A 17,342-nucleotide genomic window follows, 5' to 3' on the forward strand; every position below is an offset into this window, starting at 1 on the left:
GGGTTCTGCCAGGATATCTGCAGATTTTGCCGTACTCTGTGAGCAATGGGAAATATCGGACCCTTTTTTGCAGGTCTTCGTTCAGGATGGCCGGTACGCGCCTTTCGGAATCATAATCTCGAACCGGGCGCCTTTGCCCGGTTCCCCCGTCTCCCGCATGGTCATACCGGTGATGGCAAGAATCTCCCGGCAAAGGAATAATCCAAGCCCGGTATTTTTCCCATACCCCTTCTCAAAAATTTTATCTTTCTCTTCAATCGGGATACCGGCACCGTTGTCCTCCCACACGACCACCAGCCCTTCGTTTGACCGGCGGGATGATACCCTGATCCCGGTCACCTGCCTGCCGTGCCTGATGGAATTGTCCAGGAGATTGAAGAACACTTTTTCAAGCATCGGGTCCGCGTATATTTCAGCACCCTGCAAATCCAGAGTGAGCGCGACGGTCTCCGGGAAATGTAAATGCCTGATGAGTTTGTCCGGGTCCTGCCATTGCGGTGCGCGGAGACCGAGATTCTGGCAGGTCTGCGTATCTGTAATCAGGCACTGGATCGCTACTGCGGTATCTTCCAGTTTGCTGATATAATCTGTCAACGCAGGATTCGGAAATTTCATGCGCAGGATGCCAAGGTATCCGATGAGAGTGGAGACCTTGTTGAGGATATCGTGCCGGGTGATGCTGGTCAGCAGGTTAAGCTGGATGTTTGCCTGCCGCAGCGCCTCCTCGGCCTGTTTGCGGTCAGTTATATCGTAAAAGACCGTGGCAAACTGGTTTTTCCTGGGAGAATACACCGAGATCCGGAAATGTTTCTGAAAGGTGGAGGAACACGTTTCGAAGGTTTCCGGTTCACCGGAGTCTGCAACCTGTGCGAATATATCAAGGTACAGGGGTTCTTTCGTATTATAGGCTTCACGGCTGGTCTTCCCGATCACGGCTGTACGGCTGATACCCAGCTGCTGTTCGAATGAATCATTGACCGCAAGGACCCGGTAATCCGATGCCGTTTTATCGGCATTGAGGATGATCTCGTGCAGGGCCCAGCCTGCATCCAGATTGTTGAAATGGAGGAGGATCTGCTCCCCGCCTTCTTGCGGAGCATCTTCGAGCCGCTCGCGATCGGTAATACTCCGGACAGACAGAAGATTTGCGGTTTTGCCCTCGTACACCAGAGCCTTGCCGATACGTTCCATCTGGATTTTTTTCCCTTGTGCAGATATAACCGAAAGGGGGACAGGGCAGGCATCGTGTCCCATGGATAGCTGCGTAAAGTCCCTTGCCGCATCTTCCCGGGATTCTTGGGCGATAAACTCCATGAGATTCCTGTCGGCCAGTGCGGCACGGTCATGGGCCCCGATTATTTGGACCGCTGCATTGTTTGCGAACAGGATCGTTCCCTGTACATCAATTATCAGGATGGATTCAGGTGAGTGCTCTGCAAGCGACAAAAACTTCTCTTCGCTTTCCCGAAGTGTTATCTCGGTTGTTTTTTTCTCCGTGATATCCAGAAAGACACCCGTGCAGACCAGTTCATCTCTGTGGGCAGCCGGGTTTCCCCTGCCGCAGAACCAGATGGTCTCCCCGGAGGGTTTTACGAACCGGCCCTCAAAGAACCAGGGCACAACCTTCTTCTGGCTATCGTCGATCGATTCCAGGAACCGGTTCCTGTCGTCCGGGTGCACATGCAGGGTAAACCACCGGAAAAAATCCTTATCCGAATAATCGAACCCTAAAATGATTTCACCGGCCCGTTCGTTGATATAATATGCACCCTTCTCGCCATTGGGACGGACGTAGTACTGGTAGACAATCCCGGGAACCCCGGCCGTGATCTCTTCGATCTTCTGCCAGCGGTCCCTTAGTTCGTCCTGTGTTGCGGAAAGTTGCTCATTTGTTGCCTGGAGTTTAAGTTCGAACTGTTTACGATCAGTGATATCCTGGATCACTCCGAAAACGATCCGGTGTTCCGCGTCGTATGCCGCTACAGAATGGATATCCCGCGGTGCCCAGTCATTCGCGCGCCGGATTTTATATTCCAGATCGTAGGGTTTCCCCTCCGTTATCAGCGACTGGAGGGCCCCATCCAGAACCTGGCGGTATTCCGGCAGAGGGATTTTTTGAGCGGTTGATATCGTGAGGTCCTTCATGCCGTAAATTGCTCCTGCGCCCTCGGAACTCGTCATTATTCCGGAGACCAGGTCAAGCTGCCAGTGGCCGAGATGTGCTATCGTTTCCGCCCGTTGAAAACGGGCTTCGCTTTCCCGTAGCGCACTCTCTGCGATTTTCTGTGGCGTGATATCGCGGATTGACCCTATCGCGCCGGTTACCCTGCCGCCCGAATCATAGATAGGGGATGCCATCAGAGAGAGAAACGCCCCTTTGCCGCCGTAGACGGTCGGACTGTATATTTCGGAGACAAGCCTGTCTTCGTTCCGGACCAGATTCGGATACGCATTTTCACTGGTTTTATCATTGTTGAGGACGAGGTCCACGAGGGGAGTCCTCTTCTCGTCCAGTACAAGGAGCGTATCCCGGTACTTCCCCGTGCCAATGATTGCTTCAGGAGGCACGCCGGTCATCGTCTCCATCATCCGGTTCCAGGAGATTACCTTGTTCTCGTGGTTGATGGCAAACGTCGCATACGGGAGAGAATCGACGAGATCTTCCATCTGCTGCCGGGATTCCCTGATATTGTCCCGGATTCGCTTCCGGTCGATGGCCGTAAGGATTTTTTGTTCAAGTTCGACAAACCGGGTCGTTTGATCCCCGCTTTTCCGGAGATAGAAATCGGCATCGCTGTTGATGGCGTCAATAGCGATCTCTTCCCCCCCCTTCCTGGTAAAGAGGATAAAGGGAAGGTCGCGGTGGTGAAGACGGATATGCCGGAGAAAATCAATGCCGTTGACGCCGGGCATTTCATAATCTGAAATAATACCATCGTACTTTTGCCGGTTTACCTTGCCGAGTGCCTCCCCGACCGATGCGGCTGTGTCGATGCGAAGATTTCCTGACATTTCGAGAGTGATCTTTCCGAGATCGAGAATCGCCGGATCGTCATCGATATAGAGCACCGAAAACATATGCATTATCCCTTAATGTTAAATCGTACTATTGCCACTACCGTGCTGTTTTGTGGTTACCGTTGGCGATCACTATTTCACCTCATTGAATGTTTTTAAATCGACTGCCAATGCATCAGCACCCTTATTATTACCATGTCACCCTGACACTATATAGATTTGACGAATTGCTCTATACATATTAGAAAAATATATTCTGGCGAAACCGATTCATAGAAAAATTGTAAAAATATCATAACCACAAGAGATCCAACTGGTACCATACCCGCTGATTTTGGTCCGGAACCTCAAAACAGGTAAAATTATGATGCTCCTCTCATCAGGGCACCTCCTAGGCATGACGGATGTGAGTGCGGTTTTAATCGTCCTGATCCGCCGCGGGGGTATGGGGACGACGGCCCCCCATCCCACGGGACGGCCAGAACCAGAGGCATGCTGGCCGGCCCACTGGTTGAAAATTCCGGGAAAAGTCCGGACGAATCGTTGAACATTTTCCAAAAATGCACACTCCCGGATGAATTTTTTTAAAAAGTTCGGCAGCACTGGTAAACGAATTTCAAAAAGTCCGATAACGCCAGTAAACTTTTTTGAGAAATTTCGGCAACCGTGTCCGGCTTTTTCCGGAAAAGCCGGAAAATCCCGGTGAATGTTTTAAGCGGACAAGGGCGGTGGGAGAGGGATGCCATCACCCTCCTATCTGGTGTGCAGGGAGTGGTACTGGTCTACCCCAATCCGGGCTCAATCTGGCCTCCGATTACCCATTTTCAGATCAAAAAGAAGCCCGTATCGGGCTCCGTTTAAAAATAAGCCCAAATCGGCCGTATTTTGGCAATCGGACGAAATAAAAAGTTCTCATAGAAGCGTTTTGAGGGCCGTTTTCAGGCCCGGATGGGTTTTTGGTTGATGGAGAAAAAAGTGGCCGCTAATAGGGCTTCTATAGGGCTTTAAAGGGTATTATATGGGGCTCAATTTGGGCTTATTTTGGCAAATTGGGGCATATAATCGGTTTTATTTTCGGGCAGGGGAATCGGACGGTTTTACGGGCCCGGATTTACCAATGGGGGGGTATTCGGGGAGGACATTCTACGACGGAGAAAATGCGGGAGGGGGTCCGGCTATATTTTTGCGGATCGTAAAGCGGGGTGGCAGGGGGGCAATCTTTTTTGAAAATTGCCGGGTCGTTCTTTTTCCGGAATCCTCAGCTTGTTATTTGATCATTTTGGGAAATCTTCAGCAGCTGAGTCGAACTTTTTCCAAAAAAGCCGGCGAAGTTATCGAGTTTTCCTAAAGAAGTCCGGTAAGGTCAGCGAACTTTTCCAAAAAAATCTGGTGAAGTTATCGAGATTTTCTAAAAAAGTCCGGTAAGGTTGCCGGACTTTTCCTGAAAAAATCGCGATCCGGACATGCAGTTCTCCATCTGTACCATCTGGGCGCCCTGCCGGACTTTTCGGAAAAAGTCCGGTGAAGTTATCGAACTTTTGTAAAAATGCCCGATAAGGTCAGCAAACTTTCCGGAAAATGCCCGGCAAGGTTACCGGATTTTTGTAAAAACGTTCGGCAGGGTTCGCGAACATTCCGGAAAAAGATCAGATTCGCAGCTGAAGATTTTGAAAAAAGATCGGTTCACTGGTTGAAGATTCCGAAAAAAGAGTACTGGATTTCTTCAGAGCAGCCCCGGCGCCTTGACCCGGAACATCTGCCAGAGCACGCGACCCATCACCCGGTAGGTGAAGTCGAGTTCATCGAAACTGGGGATGCTGTGCTCTTTTAGCATCTCGCGGCCGACATTCATTGAGTCGCCGCCAAGGAGCGTCGCGATCAGCCGGTTGTCGGTGTGATCCGAGAACTTCAGGATCTGTTTTGCCAGCTGCTCCGAGGAGAGCACAAGGTTGGGGAAGCCGACGATAAAGGCCATGTCCCAGAGATCGCCGTGCTGTGCGAGCACTTCAAAGGTCTTTTCAAAGCGCTTCTCAGTGGCATCGCCCAAAAGGTCAATGGGGTTCCCCTTGTTCCAGAAATCGGGGAGGAACTCGTTGAGTTCGTCGACGACCCCCGCGGGGAGATCGATGAGCTCGATACCGTACCGCTCCGCATAATCCGATGAGAGTACGGCAAACCCGCCGGCATTGGTGATGACGACCGCACGCTTCCCCTTGGGATAGCGTTTGGGATGGGCGAGCACCTGTGCCGCAAGGAACGCACCGGTCAGCGTGTGAACCGCGATAACGCCGGACTTGCGGAACGCTTCCATGTAGACCTCGTACGAGCCGGAGAGCGACCCCGTATGGGAGGACGCTGCCACCTGGCCCCTGCGGGAGGAACCGGATTTGATCGCAATGACCGGCTTGGATTTCGCCACTTCGGAGACGACCTCCATGAATGCCTTGCCGTCCGTGATCTGCTCGATGTACATGATGATCGCTTTCGTCTTGGGATCCTTTTCCACGTACCGGAGGTAGTCAAGGAAGTCGAGGTCGCACTGGTTGCCGACAGAGATGACGTTCGAGAACCCGATATTTTTCGCGAGGCTCCAGTCCACGACCGTGTTGATGATGGCACCGCTCTGAGAGATGAATGCGATGTTCCCGGGTTTTGGCGACTGGTGGACGTAGGTCGTATCGATGCCCCGCGGGGGCACGATCACACCGAGGCAGTTGGGCCCGATCAGCCGTGTCCCGTGCCCTTTCGCGATTGCCACGACCCGGTCCTCGAGTGCCTTGCCCTCGTGGCCCATCTCCTTGAACCCGGCGGTGATGATGATGACCATGGGTACACCCTTTGCCCCGCACTCCTCGACAACGGCCGGCACATGGATGGCCGGGACCGTGATGACGGCGAGATCGACCGGGGCAGGGATGGCGGTAATCGTGGGGTATGCCTTGAGTCCCTGGATCTCCGCACGCTTGTTGTTGACCGGGTAGAGCTGTCCCGGGAAATGCAGGAGGTTGTGCATGACGGCGTACCCCATCTTGGACGAGTCCTGCGAAGCGCCGATCACGGCGATCGAACGCGGGGTGAAATATTCGATAGGTACCGGGACGCGCTCTTTGTGCTCAACCTCATGCACGGTTTCCGTTACAATCACGCGGGCGTCCACCGCACAGGCACCGGATTCGTACAGCCTGAGCGGGTTGATATCGAACTCCACGATATGATCGTTCTCCAGAAAGAAGCGGCTCACATTTGCGATAATCTGTATGAGGGCCTCTTCGTCACGGGGCCTGGCACCCCGGTAACCGGCGATGAGCGGGTACCCATTGATCTCGCGGACCATCTGCCGGATCTCGTCTTCGGTCACCGGCAGGATGCGCAGCGTGATGTCCTTCATGAGCTCGACCATCGTGCCGCCCATCCCGAACGTGAGCACCTTCCCGAAGGCCGGGTCGGTCCTCCCGCCGATGATCAGCTCGAGGCCGGGCTCTGCCTGCTGCTCGACCATTACGCCTTCGATCTCCGCCGCGGCATCGTAGGCTTTCGCATTATCGATGATCTTGGTGAATGCGCCCAGCGCCGCCTTCCGGCTGCCGATACCGACCATCACACCGCCCGCGTCGCTCTTGTGGACGATCTGCGGGGAAATGATCTTCATAACTACCGGGCACCCCATCTTCTCGGCCGCAAAAGCTGCATCCTCGCCGTTTTTCACGATCTGGTACTCGGGGACCGGGATCTCGTATTTCCGTAAAATGTCATATCCTTCAGCTTCAGAGAGCATCTTCTGGGTCACAACGTTCACCTCGAATCATGGGTACGGAGATTTTCATCGCGTGTCAATCTCCACAAACTTGTTTCCGGCATGCAGGTGAGAAAGGTCCACGGGAGGACACCGGTGCATACCCGGATTAAACGATATGATAAGAAATTTGGCGAGTCCTCATTTAAATGTGCTGAATTGTAAGCAATGCGCGATATAGGTTAAACGGACGAATATTTGAGCGATTTTGACCATTCTGACCGCAAAGATTAACTTTAATTCATCATTATTGATAATGTAGATTAGGAGTACGTTATGGACAAAAGCGCAGATTCCGGCAAGGATGCGAAGTACTATACACCGGACCCTTCCTACCGGGTGCACAGCTGGATGGGGGATTATACCTGGACCTACAATGAATTTGTCAAGGACCCGGAAAAATTCTGGGACCACATTGCACAGAAACTCCACTGGTTCTCCCCCTACGACAAGGTCAGCGAGTGGAACTACCCGTACGCGAAATGGTTCGTGAACGGCAAGACCAACATCACCTACAACTGCCTTGACCGGCACGTGCTGGGCGACCGGCGAAATAAGGTGGCGCTGATCTGGAAAGGCGAACGCCTGGACGAGGAGCGGGTTTTTACCTACCGGCAGCTGTACCGCGAGGTCCAGAGGTTTGCAAACGGCCTGAAAAAACTCGGGGTGGGAAAAGGCGACCGGGTCTGCATCTACATACCGGTCATTCCCGAGCAGATCATTGCCATGCTCGCATGCACCCGTATCGGGGCCGTCCATTCCGTCGTGTTCGGCGGGTATGGTGCGGCAGCCCTCAACCAGCGGATCACAGGCGCAGGCGCGAAGATTGTTATCACGGCCGATATGGCGATCCGACGGGGCAAGGCAATTCCTCTCATGCACGTTATCGAGGAGGCCATTATCGACGCCCCGATGGTCGAACACCTCATCGTCCTGCGCCGGGAGCAGCGCACCCCGGTCGAACTCCACAGCGAAATGGAGATCGATTTTTACGAGGTGATGGCGGATGTGGATGCCGATTGCCCGGCCGAAGTCATGGATTCAGAAGACCCGCTCTTTATCCTGTACACGAGCGGGACGACCGGTGCCCCGAAGGGAATTGTTCATACCTGCGGGGGGTACATGGTCGGCGTCTATTATACGACCAAGTATATCTTCGACATAAAGGAGCACGATGTCTACTGGTGTACCGCAGACCCCGGCTGGATCACCGGCCATTCTTATGTGGTCTACGGGCCGCTCTCGGTCGGCGCCACCGTTCTTATTGCGGAGAACACGCCCGATTACCCGGACCCGGGGGTCTGGTGGAAGATTGTCGAGGAGTACGGTGTTAACATCCTGTATACTGCGCCGACTGCGATCCGGATGTTCATGAAATTAGGCCGCGAGTGGCCCGACAAATACAACCTCAGCTCCCTGCGCGTGCTGGGGTCGGTCGGCGAACCTCTCAACCCGGAGGCATTCGAGTGGTTCTACCATGTGATCGGAAAGGACCGGTGCCCCATCGTGGATACCTGGTGGCAGACCGAGACCGGGATGCACATGGTGACCACGGTGCTCGGCGAACCCATGCGCCCTGGATACGCGGGAAAATCCATTCCGGGCGTTGTGGCAGACGTGGTGGACAAAGAGGGGAAAAGCGTCGAACCCGGGAAGAGCGGATTTCTTGTGATCCGGCAGCCGTGGCCGGCGATGATGCGGACTATCTACAACAACGATGAACGGTACCGCAAGTACTGGGAGACCATCCCCGGCTGCTATGTTGTGGGCGACCTTGCAATCCGGGGAGAGGACGGCTATATCATGGTGATCGGCAGATCCGACGACCTCATCATTGTCTCCGGTCACAACATCGGTACCGCCGAGGTCGAGAGTGCGCTGGTCTCCCACAAGGCAGTCGCAGAAGCCGCCGTGATCGGGAAGCCCGATCCCCTCAAGGGAAACACCATCAAGGCGTTTGTCACGCTCCGTGTCGGCCATACTCCGAGCGATAAACTCAAAAACGAACTGATCTACCACGTGCGGATCACGCTCGGTCCCATTGCCATGCCATCAGAGATCGAGTTCACTGACTCCCTCCCCAAGACCCGCAGCGGCAAGATCGTCCGGCGCATCCTCAAGGCAAAGGAGATGGGCATGGATCCCGGCGACATCTCCACGCTCGATGACTGACGCGGGCGCTGGCAGGGACAGGCCAGTTTTTTTTTTAACCGGCTTTTTAGCCCTCACAAAAGCGTTCAGGATACTTTGATGCCCGCCGGGTTTTACCCCTTTTCGGCTCTGTGGAAATCATCTGATTCCTTACCCTGACGCTCGGGGACTCCGGCATTTATGCCTCCGCCCCCGCCGCTCGGGCATCCCCTGTTTGCGATAGTGCTATATTACCTGTACAAAAAAATGCAGGGATTTTCTGTACAGATAATACCGAGGCAACACACTGCGCTCCGTCCCCATCAGGAGACAAAGTGGCTCGAAGGGGGACCTTATCTAAAAAAAAAGTTTTCAACAGAGCCCATTTTTCCAAAAATGATCCTACGCGATCCGGTTAAAAAAAACAGGATACTCCTCTGTCTCATGCACGGATCCAGAGGCCGCCGTTAACCCGATGCCTTTTTATACCGCGCTTCCCTTTCTTTATATGCTTTATATATGGGGTTACCGGTGAAACAATCTTCCCGGCCGTGAAACAGACAGCCTATGAAACAGGTGATGTATCATGAAAGTCAAACCAGAGGATTCCCTTAAGATAGAAAATATCGTTGCTTCTGCGAAAGTGACCGATTACCTCGATCTGCCGGCACTTGCATCCAAAATCAAGGATGCCGAATATAACAAGAAACGTTTCCCCGGCGTCGTCCTTCGTATGCAGAATCCCAAGATCGCCGCGCTTGTTTTCGGTTCGGGAAAGGTGGTCCTGACCGGTGCAAAAAGCGTCGACAGCCTTTCAAAAGGGCTTACGATTCTTGGAAACCAGCTCCGCAGCCTCGATATCGATATTCCGAAAAAACTCACCTACAAGATTCAGAATATTGTCACATCGGCCGATCTGGCGACGGCGATCAACCTGAATAAAATTGCCGTAGGGTTTAACCTTGACCGGATCGAGTACGAGCCCGAGCAGTTCCCGGGGCTCGTGTACCGGCTCGAAAACCCCAAGGTAGTAGTCCTTCTCTTTGGTTCGGGAAAACTGATTATCACCGGCGGCAAAGAGCCTGAGGACGCGAAGAAAGCCGTGGTCAAGATCCTGGCCGATCTCCGCAGCCTCGGCCTGATGTAATTCTTTTTGATGCGGTCTTTGGCCGTGACGGCAGCTCCTGTCGGGAGTTTAACCAGGATACATTAAGAATTCTGTTATTATTTTCAGGGGGAAAATAAACTATTGTATATAAAAGTAATGCTTATTGAATGTCAATAACAGGGAATATATATCTTTTATAAGATAAATTGTAATGCAAAATTGAACCTAATAGTGTGGAGGAGATTGCATGAGAACTGAGAATGTAATGTATTTCACGGAGAAGGAGGAAGAATTCGCAAACCTCCTTATCGAAATCGGAACTAAGAAGAACGTGGCAAAGGTGCTGGTGTTCCTGGCAAACATCCCGGAAGCGACTTCCCGCGCGATCGAGCGCGGAACCGACCTGCGCCAGCCTGAAGTAAGTATCGCCATGCGTTTCCTGATGGACCAGGGCTGGATCTCCAGCCGCGAGAGCAAGGCCGAGAGCAAAGGACGCCCGGTCAAGATTTACGAACTTGCAAAGCCCATCACGGATATCATGGACAGTATCGAGAAAGAGAAAAAGAAAGAGGCGACCAATCAGCTCGCCATGATTCAGAAATTACGGGACTACATCAGCTGATGTCAGTACCGTACATTTTTTTTCGGTGCCGACAATAACCGTCGTATTCCCGGCAAACCGGGTAAAGAGCCCGCTCTCGACAACACCGGGGATCATCGCAAGTGCTGCTTCAAGCGCGGCAGGATCCGGGATCTCCTCGAACTGGCAGTCGACAACAAAATTCCCGTTGTCCGTGATGACCGGGCCGTCCTTTTTTACCGCTTCGCGGATGAACGGCCGGCAGCCCAGCCCCCGCAGCTGCGCCATTGCAGTTTTTGTTGCAAACGGGATTGTTTCGACCGGCACCACACCGGACAACCGCCGGACCATTTTGGCTTCATCGACAACCACGATGAACCGGAAGGCCGCGGCAGCTACGCATTTTTCCCGGGTATGCGCTGCGCCGCGTCCCTTGATCATCATCAGCTGCGGATCGACCTGGTCGGCGCCGTCAATGGCGAGATCGAGCACCGGGTTATCATCCAGCGTGGTTAAGGGAATCCCGTATTCCCGTGCCCTCATTGCCGTCTGGTATGAGGTCGGGACACCCGCAACCGAGAGCCCGTCCCGGATCCGGCCCGAGAGGCATTCAATGGCGTGAAAGACAGTGGAGCCGGTCCCAAGGCCGATTACCATGCCGTCCTCTACCATATCCGCTGCCTGATATCCCGCCGCACGTTTCGCCGCGGCAACTGCTTCAGTTGTGCCAGACATGACAATGATAGGGTTCGGTGCCGGGATAATTAAAACTGGTGAAGGGAAAAGTTAGGAGAAATGGGAAGGATCCAAATCCCATTCGCTTATAGGGAAATCATTTATTGAAATAACGATGCCTCCCCGCCTCAGGGCCCCTCCGGGGCACGGCGGGGCGAGTGTGGTTTTACTTTCCCTGATCCGCCGCGGGGGCGCCCATTCGGGGGCCGGCGTCCATCGTATTTTGGGGTCAACGTGATAACAACCGTAACAGGCAGGATCGTCCACCGGAATTTATATTTTAACAAAAAGAAAAACCCATCTTTTAACAGATTAGATAAGCTCCGGCAATTGACTTCCATCCAAAAAGATCCTCTTCGCCTCTTCATCCGCCGCATACGCGGTGCAGTCAAGCGTGATGGGCGTGATAGAGACATTGCCTTTCCTGACCGCATGCACATCCGTTCCCTCCTCGGCATCCTCAAGGAGCGGGCCGTTGATCCAGAAGTACGGCCGGCCCCGGGGATCGAGCCGCTTTTCGACACCGGTACGGAAGAGCTTGCGGGCGAGCCGGGTCACCTCGTAGCCCCCGCTGACCTTCGAAGGGATGTTCACGTTGATCACGTCAGCGCCCGGGCAGAACCCCGATGCAAGCACGCGCCCGACGACGTCCCGTACCACCTTTTTTGCCTCGTCAAAGCTCTGCGCCGACTGGCCGGGATCATCGAACTTGTCCCCCTGGTCCTCCACCTGGAGGGAGAACGCGATTCCCTTGGTCCCCTGGTTCGAGGCCTCGAGCGCTGCGCCCATCGTGCCCGAAGTCATGATCGATTCATACGAGAGGTTCTCGCCGATGTTAATCCCGCTTACCACGAGCGCAGGCGCAAGTTTCAGCGCGTACAGGCCGATAATCACCGCGTCGGTTGGCTTGCCCGCGACCGCCCATGCGTGAATACCGTTGATCTTTATCTTGTTCGCCCGGATGGGTTCGAAGATCGAGATCGAGCGGCCGACCGCGCTCTGCTGGGTCGCCGGCGCGACTACCGTCACGTCCGCGATCGGGGCGAGCGCTTCGTAGGCCGCCCAGATGCCAAGGGAGTTCACGCCGTCATCATTGGTGAGCAGGATCGCGGGTTTCATAACACGGGTACTCTTTGGCACCGCCTTATCAAATAACTCACCTATCTGGGCCGGGCGAAAATACAAAAGGGACGGATAGGGTAATTTTATGCGGGTGCAATAGTACCTGCGATGAACGTCCTGCTTGCCGAGTACACGACTGCCCGCGATCCAGCCCTTGCTCCCGAAGGGGCGGCGATGCTTGACATCCTGCACAAGAGTTTTACCAGGTGCGGGTACGAGGTTGTGCTTCCCGGGCCCGGAGATTTTTACGATGAGATAGTAAGGCTCGCTCCCACGTGCGACATGGGGCTCGTGATCGCACCCGACCACCTGCTCGCAAAATTTACCCTCCTGGTCGAGCAGTACTCCCACAACCTCGGCTGTGGCAGCATGAACGCCGCGCTCTGTGCAAACAAGGTCACGACGGAAAAACTCCTCAAAAGCCACGGTATCCCGGTGCCTGCCGATGCTGCGGGCGGCCGGCATGTGGTAAAACCGGTGGCCGGGTGCGGTGCGCAGGGCGTGCGGCTTACGATGGATCCCCCCGGTACGGGAGAATTCGCACAGGAGTATATCGAGGGGGAGCACTACTCGGTCAGCCTTATCATGAGCCGGGTCGTGGGTGAGGCCTGCCTGTACTTCTCCGGCAACCCGCCGCTCGTCCTCGCGGTCAACCGGCAGTTTATTGCCACCAGTACGGATGGCGCATTTACCTACTCCGGCGGGGAGACCCCGGTCCATCCCGCACGGGAGCAGGAGATTATCGGTATCGCAGTAAAAGCCGTGACGGTGCTCGGCTGCCAGGGATACTGCGGCGTCGACGTCGTTGTCGCTGACAAGATCTATGTCGTGGACGTGAACCCCCGGATCACCACGAGCCTTGTCGGGATCGCCGCCTGCATGAAAGAGGAGATCGCCGCGCTGCTGGTCAGTGCCTCGCACGGAAACGCACCACGGGAAGTGCACCTTACCGGGAAAGTGCGGTTCGACACGTACGGGACGGTCACGCCCGCATGATCGGTATCGATGTGGGGGGGGCGAACCTCAAGGTCGTGGACGAAAACGGTGTCCACATCCATTACTGCCCGCTCTGGTCCGGCGCCCCGCTCACTGATCTGCTCCGCCCGTACGCATCCGGCAGGGATACTCCCGCTGCGGTCGTGATGAGCGGTGAGCTTGCCGACTGTTTCGGGAACAAGCTGCAGGGGATCGAATTTATTGTCGATGCGGTACGGCAGGTCTTCCCGGCCGCCCGGTTCTACGGCACCGACGCAGCGTTCCACAACGGCCCGGTGCCGGCGCTTGCCGCCGCAAACTGGCTGGCTTCCGCGGACTTTCTGCGTGAGAAGTACCCGGCTGCGGTGCTGCTCGATGTCGGGAGCACGACCGTGGATATTATCCCGCTCTTCCGCTTCCCTGCATTGCTTGGCCTCTCGGATCTCGCGCGGCTGCAGAAAGGGTATCTCGTCTATACCGGTATGTTGCGGACACCGGTGGCGACGCTCATCTCCTCGGTGAACATCGGGGGGACCACAACTCCGGTCAGCACCGAGTATTTTGCCACGAGTGCCGATGTCCACCTTGTGCTCGGCCATATCGCGGCCGATGAGTATTCCTGTGACGCACCGGACCGCGGGGAAAAGACTCCTGCCGCATCCCTGCGCCGGCTTGCCCGGGTGGTCTGCGCTGACCTTGGAGAGATTGGGAATGCCGGGGCCATGCAGATTGCAGAGGCATTCTGGGACCGGCAGCGGGCGCTGGTCTGTAACACCGTACGTCGCGTGGCGGATGAACGCAGCGCGACATCAGTTGTCGTGGCCGGTATTGGTGCTGCACTCTTTACCCGTGAATGCGGCGGCATAAATCTTGCACAGGATCTCGGGCCGGCTGCGGCAGCGCTGCCCGCCCACGCGGTCCGGGAGGTGGCATTACGGACACGTGGAAACTAAGTCTCGTCTTCCTTGCCGGATCGCTGGGCATCACGGCCGTGCTCTGGAGCCTGCATATGCCGTTCTTTTTTCTCTTCCTCTGCATCCCGCTCTTCCCGGTTCTCGGGAGGCGGCAGGTGAAGCGCTGCCCCACCTGCGGATGGGAAACCACAGGCAGCGAGAACTTCTGCCCCGCTTACGGGACCGCCCTGTCCGGCCCGGGCCGCAAGGGTGGAGAGTGAGATCACAGACAGCGGGATCCTGACACCAAAGAGTTCGGTCGAGAGGACACTACGGTCGCGTTCTCTCACGTACTGCCGGCAGCTGGTCCGGTCCACGATGATGTCCACAGCATCAAGGTATGCCGCTGTACGGTTCACCGGCATCATGGTCGATAAGGTCAGGCAGAGATCGACGACCGGCGAACCGATCCGGGTACCCGGGTAGAACGGTTCATCCGCATTGACAATACGGCCGCAGCCCCGGCAGGAGAACCGCTTCACGGCTACCCTGAGGGTGCGTTCCCGGTCGTTCTCCCGGACGACCGCAAACACTTTTTTACGGGTATCGTATCCCGAGACCGGCCCGCCGCAGGCCGGGCAGGCCGCAAGCTCGCCAAAGGTCGCGCTATCGACTGCCACGAGCCCGGCCTGGACGATCGTGGACAGCATCGGGGGAATGCGGGGGGGTTTCATCTCACCGGCATCTCCGGTCCGGCATGTGCGACCGGTACAGGCTCCGGAGCTGATCCCCGGTATCCTGCCGCTGCACCCGGCGTTTTTCCGCATTTTGAAGATAAAACTCCTGCAGGAAATAACGACTATCGGCCACTTCCGGCAGGCAGGCGTACGTTTCTCTCCAGTTTTCAGATGCGCGCCCGGCCTGCACAACCCGCTTGGAACCACCGAAAGACCCGACAAGTGGCTCGTACGACGATGCCCCGTACCGGCGGCGGGTAGGCGGACGCTCCCGTGAATGCTTTTTACCGGGGAGCGGGTACCTTAACCCACTAATAATCATCATATTTTTGTTCTATTTGATCAGCATTAAATATGTTCGTGACAGACCATTTTTGTTCGAGGTTAGAACATGGATTTCAAATACGTACCAAGCACCTGTCCCTACTGTGGCAACGGGTGCGGTGTCAACCTTGTCGTCAGGGACGGCAGGTTTGTCGGGATATCCCCCTGGCACCGCAACCCGGTCAACGAGGGCAAGGTCTGTATCCGCGGGAACAAGTCCTACGAGTTTGTCAGCAGCCCTGACCGCCTCGTGGCGCCGCTCATCAAGAAGGACGGCAAGTTCGTGGAAGCCAGCTGGGAAGACGCCTACAAGGAGATCGCCAATGCCTTCAAAGCGGTCAAGGGCGACGCCGTCGGTGTTGTCGCTTCCGCCCGGAACAGCAACGAGGACTCATTTGTCTTAAAGAATTTCGCGGCGAACGTGCTCAAGACAGCAAACATCGACTACTGCGGCCGGCGCTGCAATGCCGATGCGGTCAAGGGCCTTGCCGATGCATTCGGCAACGGTGCCACCACCAACTCGCTCGCCGACTTAAGCGATGCAAAGGCGATCCTTATCGTGGGGAGCAATCCTTTAGAGGAGAACCCTCTCGCAGGCCGCAGGATCATTATCGCCAAGCAGAACGGCGCAAAGATCATCGTCGCTGACGCCCGCACCACGGCTACCGCACGCCTTGCAGATCTCCACATCTCCTGCAACCCGGGCACCGGCGTGGCATTCGTCAACGGCATCATCACCGCGATTGTCAAGGCCGGCAAGGAAAACAAGGACTACATCGCAAAGCACACGAAAGATTTCGAGAAGGCAAAGGCAGCAGCTGCTTCCTGCACACCCGACGCGGTCGCAAAGGCAGCCGGTATCGATGCCGGACTCGTCACGAAAGCTGCCGAGATGTTTGCCGCAGCCCAGCCCGCAGCGGTTGTCACCTCTGCTGGCGCAGGCTCCGGGGACCTGATCCGGGCCCTGGCAAACCTCCAGCTGGTCACCGGCAATGTAGGGAATGCCGGCACGGGAGTCAACCTTCTCCGCGGCAAGAGCAACGCACAGGGGGCAGCCGATGTCGGCGCAGTCCCCGGCGAAGGGGGCCTCTCTGTCCCGGCCATGATCGATGCGGCAGCAGCCGGCAAGATCAAGGCGCTCTACGTGGTCGGCGAGAACATTGCATCCGCAGGCGCCCATGTTGCCGATGCCCTCGGCAAGCTCGACTTTTTGGTTGTGCAGGACCTCTTTATGACCGCAACCGCCGCAAAGGCGAATGTCGTCCTGCCCTCCGCATCTTTTGCAGAGCGCGACGGCACGGTCACCAACGCTGAACGCCGGGTCCAGCGGATCCGCAAAGCCATCGAACCCGTCGGCTCCTCAAAGGCTGACTGGCAGATCATAAGTGAACTTGCAAAGGCGATGGGACACGAGAAGGACTTTGCGTTCAAGGATGCAGAAGCCATTTTTGGCGAGATCGCAAAGGCAGTCCCCGCCTATGCGGGCATCACGTATGCGAAACTCGAGAAGCCCGAGGCGGTCCAGTGGCCGGCAGCCGGCGGCGTGTTCGGTACCGCGATCCTGTACGCGGACAAGTTCGGCACCAAGGACGGCAAGGCCGCATTTGCCGCAGTCGAGTACAAGGGTGTCGAGGCAGCGACGAGCGAGTTCCCGTTTGCGGTGGCCGCACAGTGGCCCATGGGCACGCTCTCTTCACACACCGAGTCCATCATGCGCGAGTGGCCCGAGCCAAAAGTCCAGATCAATGTCGACGATGCAAAGGCGCTGGGCGTCCTGAACGGTTCGCTTGTCAAAGTCACCGGAAAGACCGGCTCGGTTGAGCTTGCAGCCGATGTGACAAAAGATATCAAGAAAGGTGTCGTCTCGGTGCACGCGGCCATCGGCTCTGCAGTTGTAAAAATCGAGAAATCCACAGGAGGGAACTAA

The 17,342-nt window shown here is 55.8% G+C and carries 12 protein-coding genes; 6 read left to right on the plus strand and 6 right to left on the minus strand.

Annotation, left to right across the window (positions count from 1 at the left end; all coding sequences use genetic code 11):
- Window positions 1–81: 81 nt before the first annotated feature.
- Together ACLQMU_RS08450 and ACLQMU_RS08455 are read right to left on the minus strand one after the other, a co-directional pair.
- Window positions 82–3,078 carry a PAS domain S-box protein gene (locus ACLQMU_RS08450; RefSeq protein WP_443673655.1) on the minus strand — a complete coding sequence of 999 codons (2,997 nt, stop codon included), beginning with the start codon at window positions 3,076–3,078 and terminating at the stop codon, window positions 82–84.
- 1,663 nt (window positions 3,079–4,741) lie between these two features.
- Window positions 4,742–6,805, minus strand: a complete 2,064-nt coding sequence (locus ACLQMU_RS08455) for an acetate--CoA ligase family protein (protein ID WP_422150362.1) — start codon at window positions 6,803–6,805, stop codon at window positions 4,742–4,744.
- Between the two features lie 282 nt (window positions 6,806–7,087).
- Here ACLQMU_RS08455 and acs point away from each other — a divergent pair, with 282 nt between their 5' ends.
- From acs to ACLQMU_RS08470, 3 genes are all read left to right on the plus strand, one after another.
- The gene (gene acs, locus ACLQMU_RS08460) at window positions 7,088–8,983 is read left to right on the plus strand and encodes an acetate--CoA ligase (RefSeq protein ID WP_424039984.1); all 1,896 of its coding nucleotides are present in this window, start codon (window positions 7,088–7,090) and stop codon (window positions 8,981–8,983) included.
- A 544-nt stretch (window positions 8,984–9,527) separates the two neighbouring features.
- A complete protein-coding gene (locus ACLQMU_RS08465; RefSeq protein WP_422150364.1) occupies window positions 9,528–10,088 on the plus strand; it encodes a TATA-box-binding protein in 561 nt (186 codons plus the stop codon).
- A gap of 208 nt (window positions 10,089–10,296) precedes the next feature.
- Window positions 10,297–10,671, plus strand: a complete 375-nt coding sequence (locus ACLQMU_RS08470; protein ID WP_422150365.1) for an ArsR family transcriptional regulator — start codon at window positions 10,297–10,299, stop codon at window positions 10,669–10,671.
- Here the strand turns inward: ACLQMU_RS08470 and rpiA are convergent.
- Together rpiA and surE are read right to left on the minus strand one after the other, a co-directional pair.
- Entirely contained in the window at window positions 10,651–11,364 is a 714-nt protein-coding gene (gene rpiA / locus ACLQMU_RS08475) for a ribose-5-phosphate isomerase RpiA (protein WP_422150366.1), read from the minus strand. The genes ACLQMU_RS08470 and rpiA overlap by 21 nt on opposite strands.
- 312 nt (window positions 11,365–11,676) lie before the next feature.
- Window positions 11,677–12,483: a 5'/3'-nucleotidase SurE gene (gene surE / locus ACLQMU_RS08480; protein WP_443673656.1), complete on the minus strand. Its 807-nt coding sequence runs from the start codon at window positions 12,481–12,483 to the stop codon at window positions 11,677–11,679.
- Window positions 12,484–12,594: 111 nt separating this feature from the next.
- On the opposite strand from surE, the gene ACLQMU_RS08485 reads away from it, so the two are divergent.
- Window positions 12,595–13,482, plus strand: a complete 888-nt coding sequence (locus ACLQMU_RS08485; protein WP_424040553.1) for an ATP-grasp domain-containing protein — start codon at window positions 12,595–12,597, stop codon at window positions 13,480–13,482.
- Entirely contained in the window at window positions 13,479–14,414 is a 936-nt protein-coding gene (locus ACLQMU_RS08490; RefSeq protein WP_424040551.1) for a hydantoinase/oxoprolinase family protein, read from the plus strand. The genes ACLQMU_RS08485 and ACLQMU_RS08490 overlap by 4 nt, the downstream gene beginning before the upstream one ends.
- Here ACLQMU_RS08490 and ACLQMU_RS08495 read toward each other — a convergent pair.
- On the minus strand, window positions 14,411–15,088 hold the full coding sequence (locus ACLQMU_RS08495; protein ID WP_424040550.1) for a hypothetical protein: 678 nt from the start codon (window positions 15,086–15,088) through the stop codon (window positions 14,411–14,413). The genes ACLQMU_RS08490 and ACLQMU_RS08495 overlap by 4 nt on opposite strands.
- Before the next feature lies 1 nt (window position 15,089).
- A complete protein-coding gene (locus ACLQMU_RS08500) occupies window positions 15,090–15,416 on the minus strand; it encodes a hypothetical protein (RefSeq protein ID WP_424040549.1) in 327 nt (108 codons plus the stop codon).
- Between the two features lie 66 nt (window positions 15,417–15,482).
- Here ACLQMU_RS08500 and ACLQMU_RS08505 point away from each other — a divergent pair, with 66 nt between their 5' ends.
- Window positions 15,483–17,342 (plus strand): molybdopterin oxidoreductase family protein, encoded by a 1,860-nt coding sequence (locus ACLQMU_RS08505; protein ID WP_424040547.1) that lies wholly within the window; start codon window positions 15,483–15,485, stop codon window positions 17,340–17,342.

It is taken from the genome of Methanoregula sp., assembly GCF_052325125.1.
GTDB lineage: Archaea > Halobacteriota > Methanomicrobia > Methanomicrobiales > Methanospirillaceae > Methanoregula.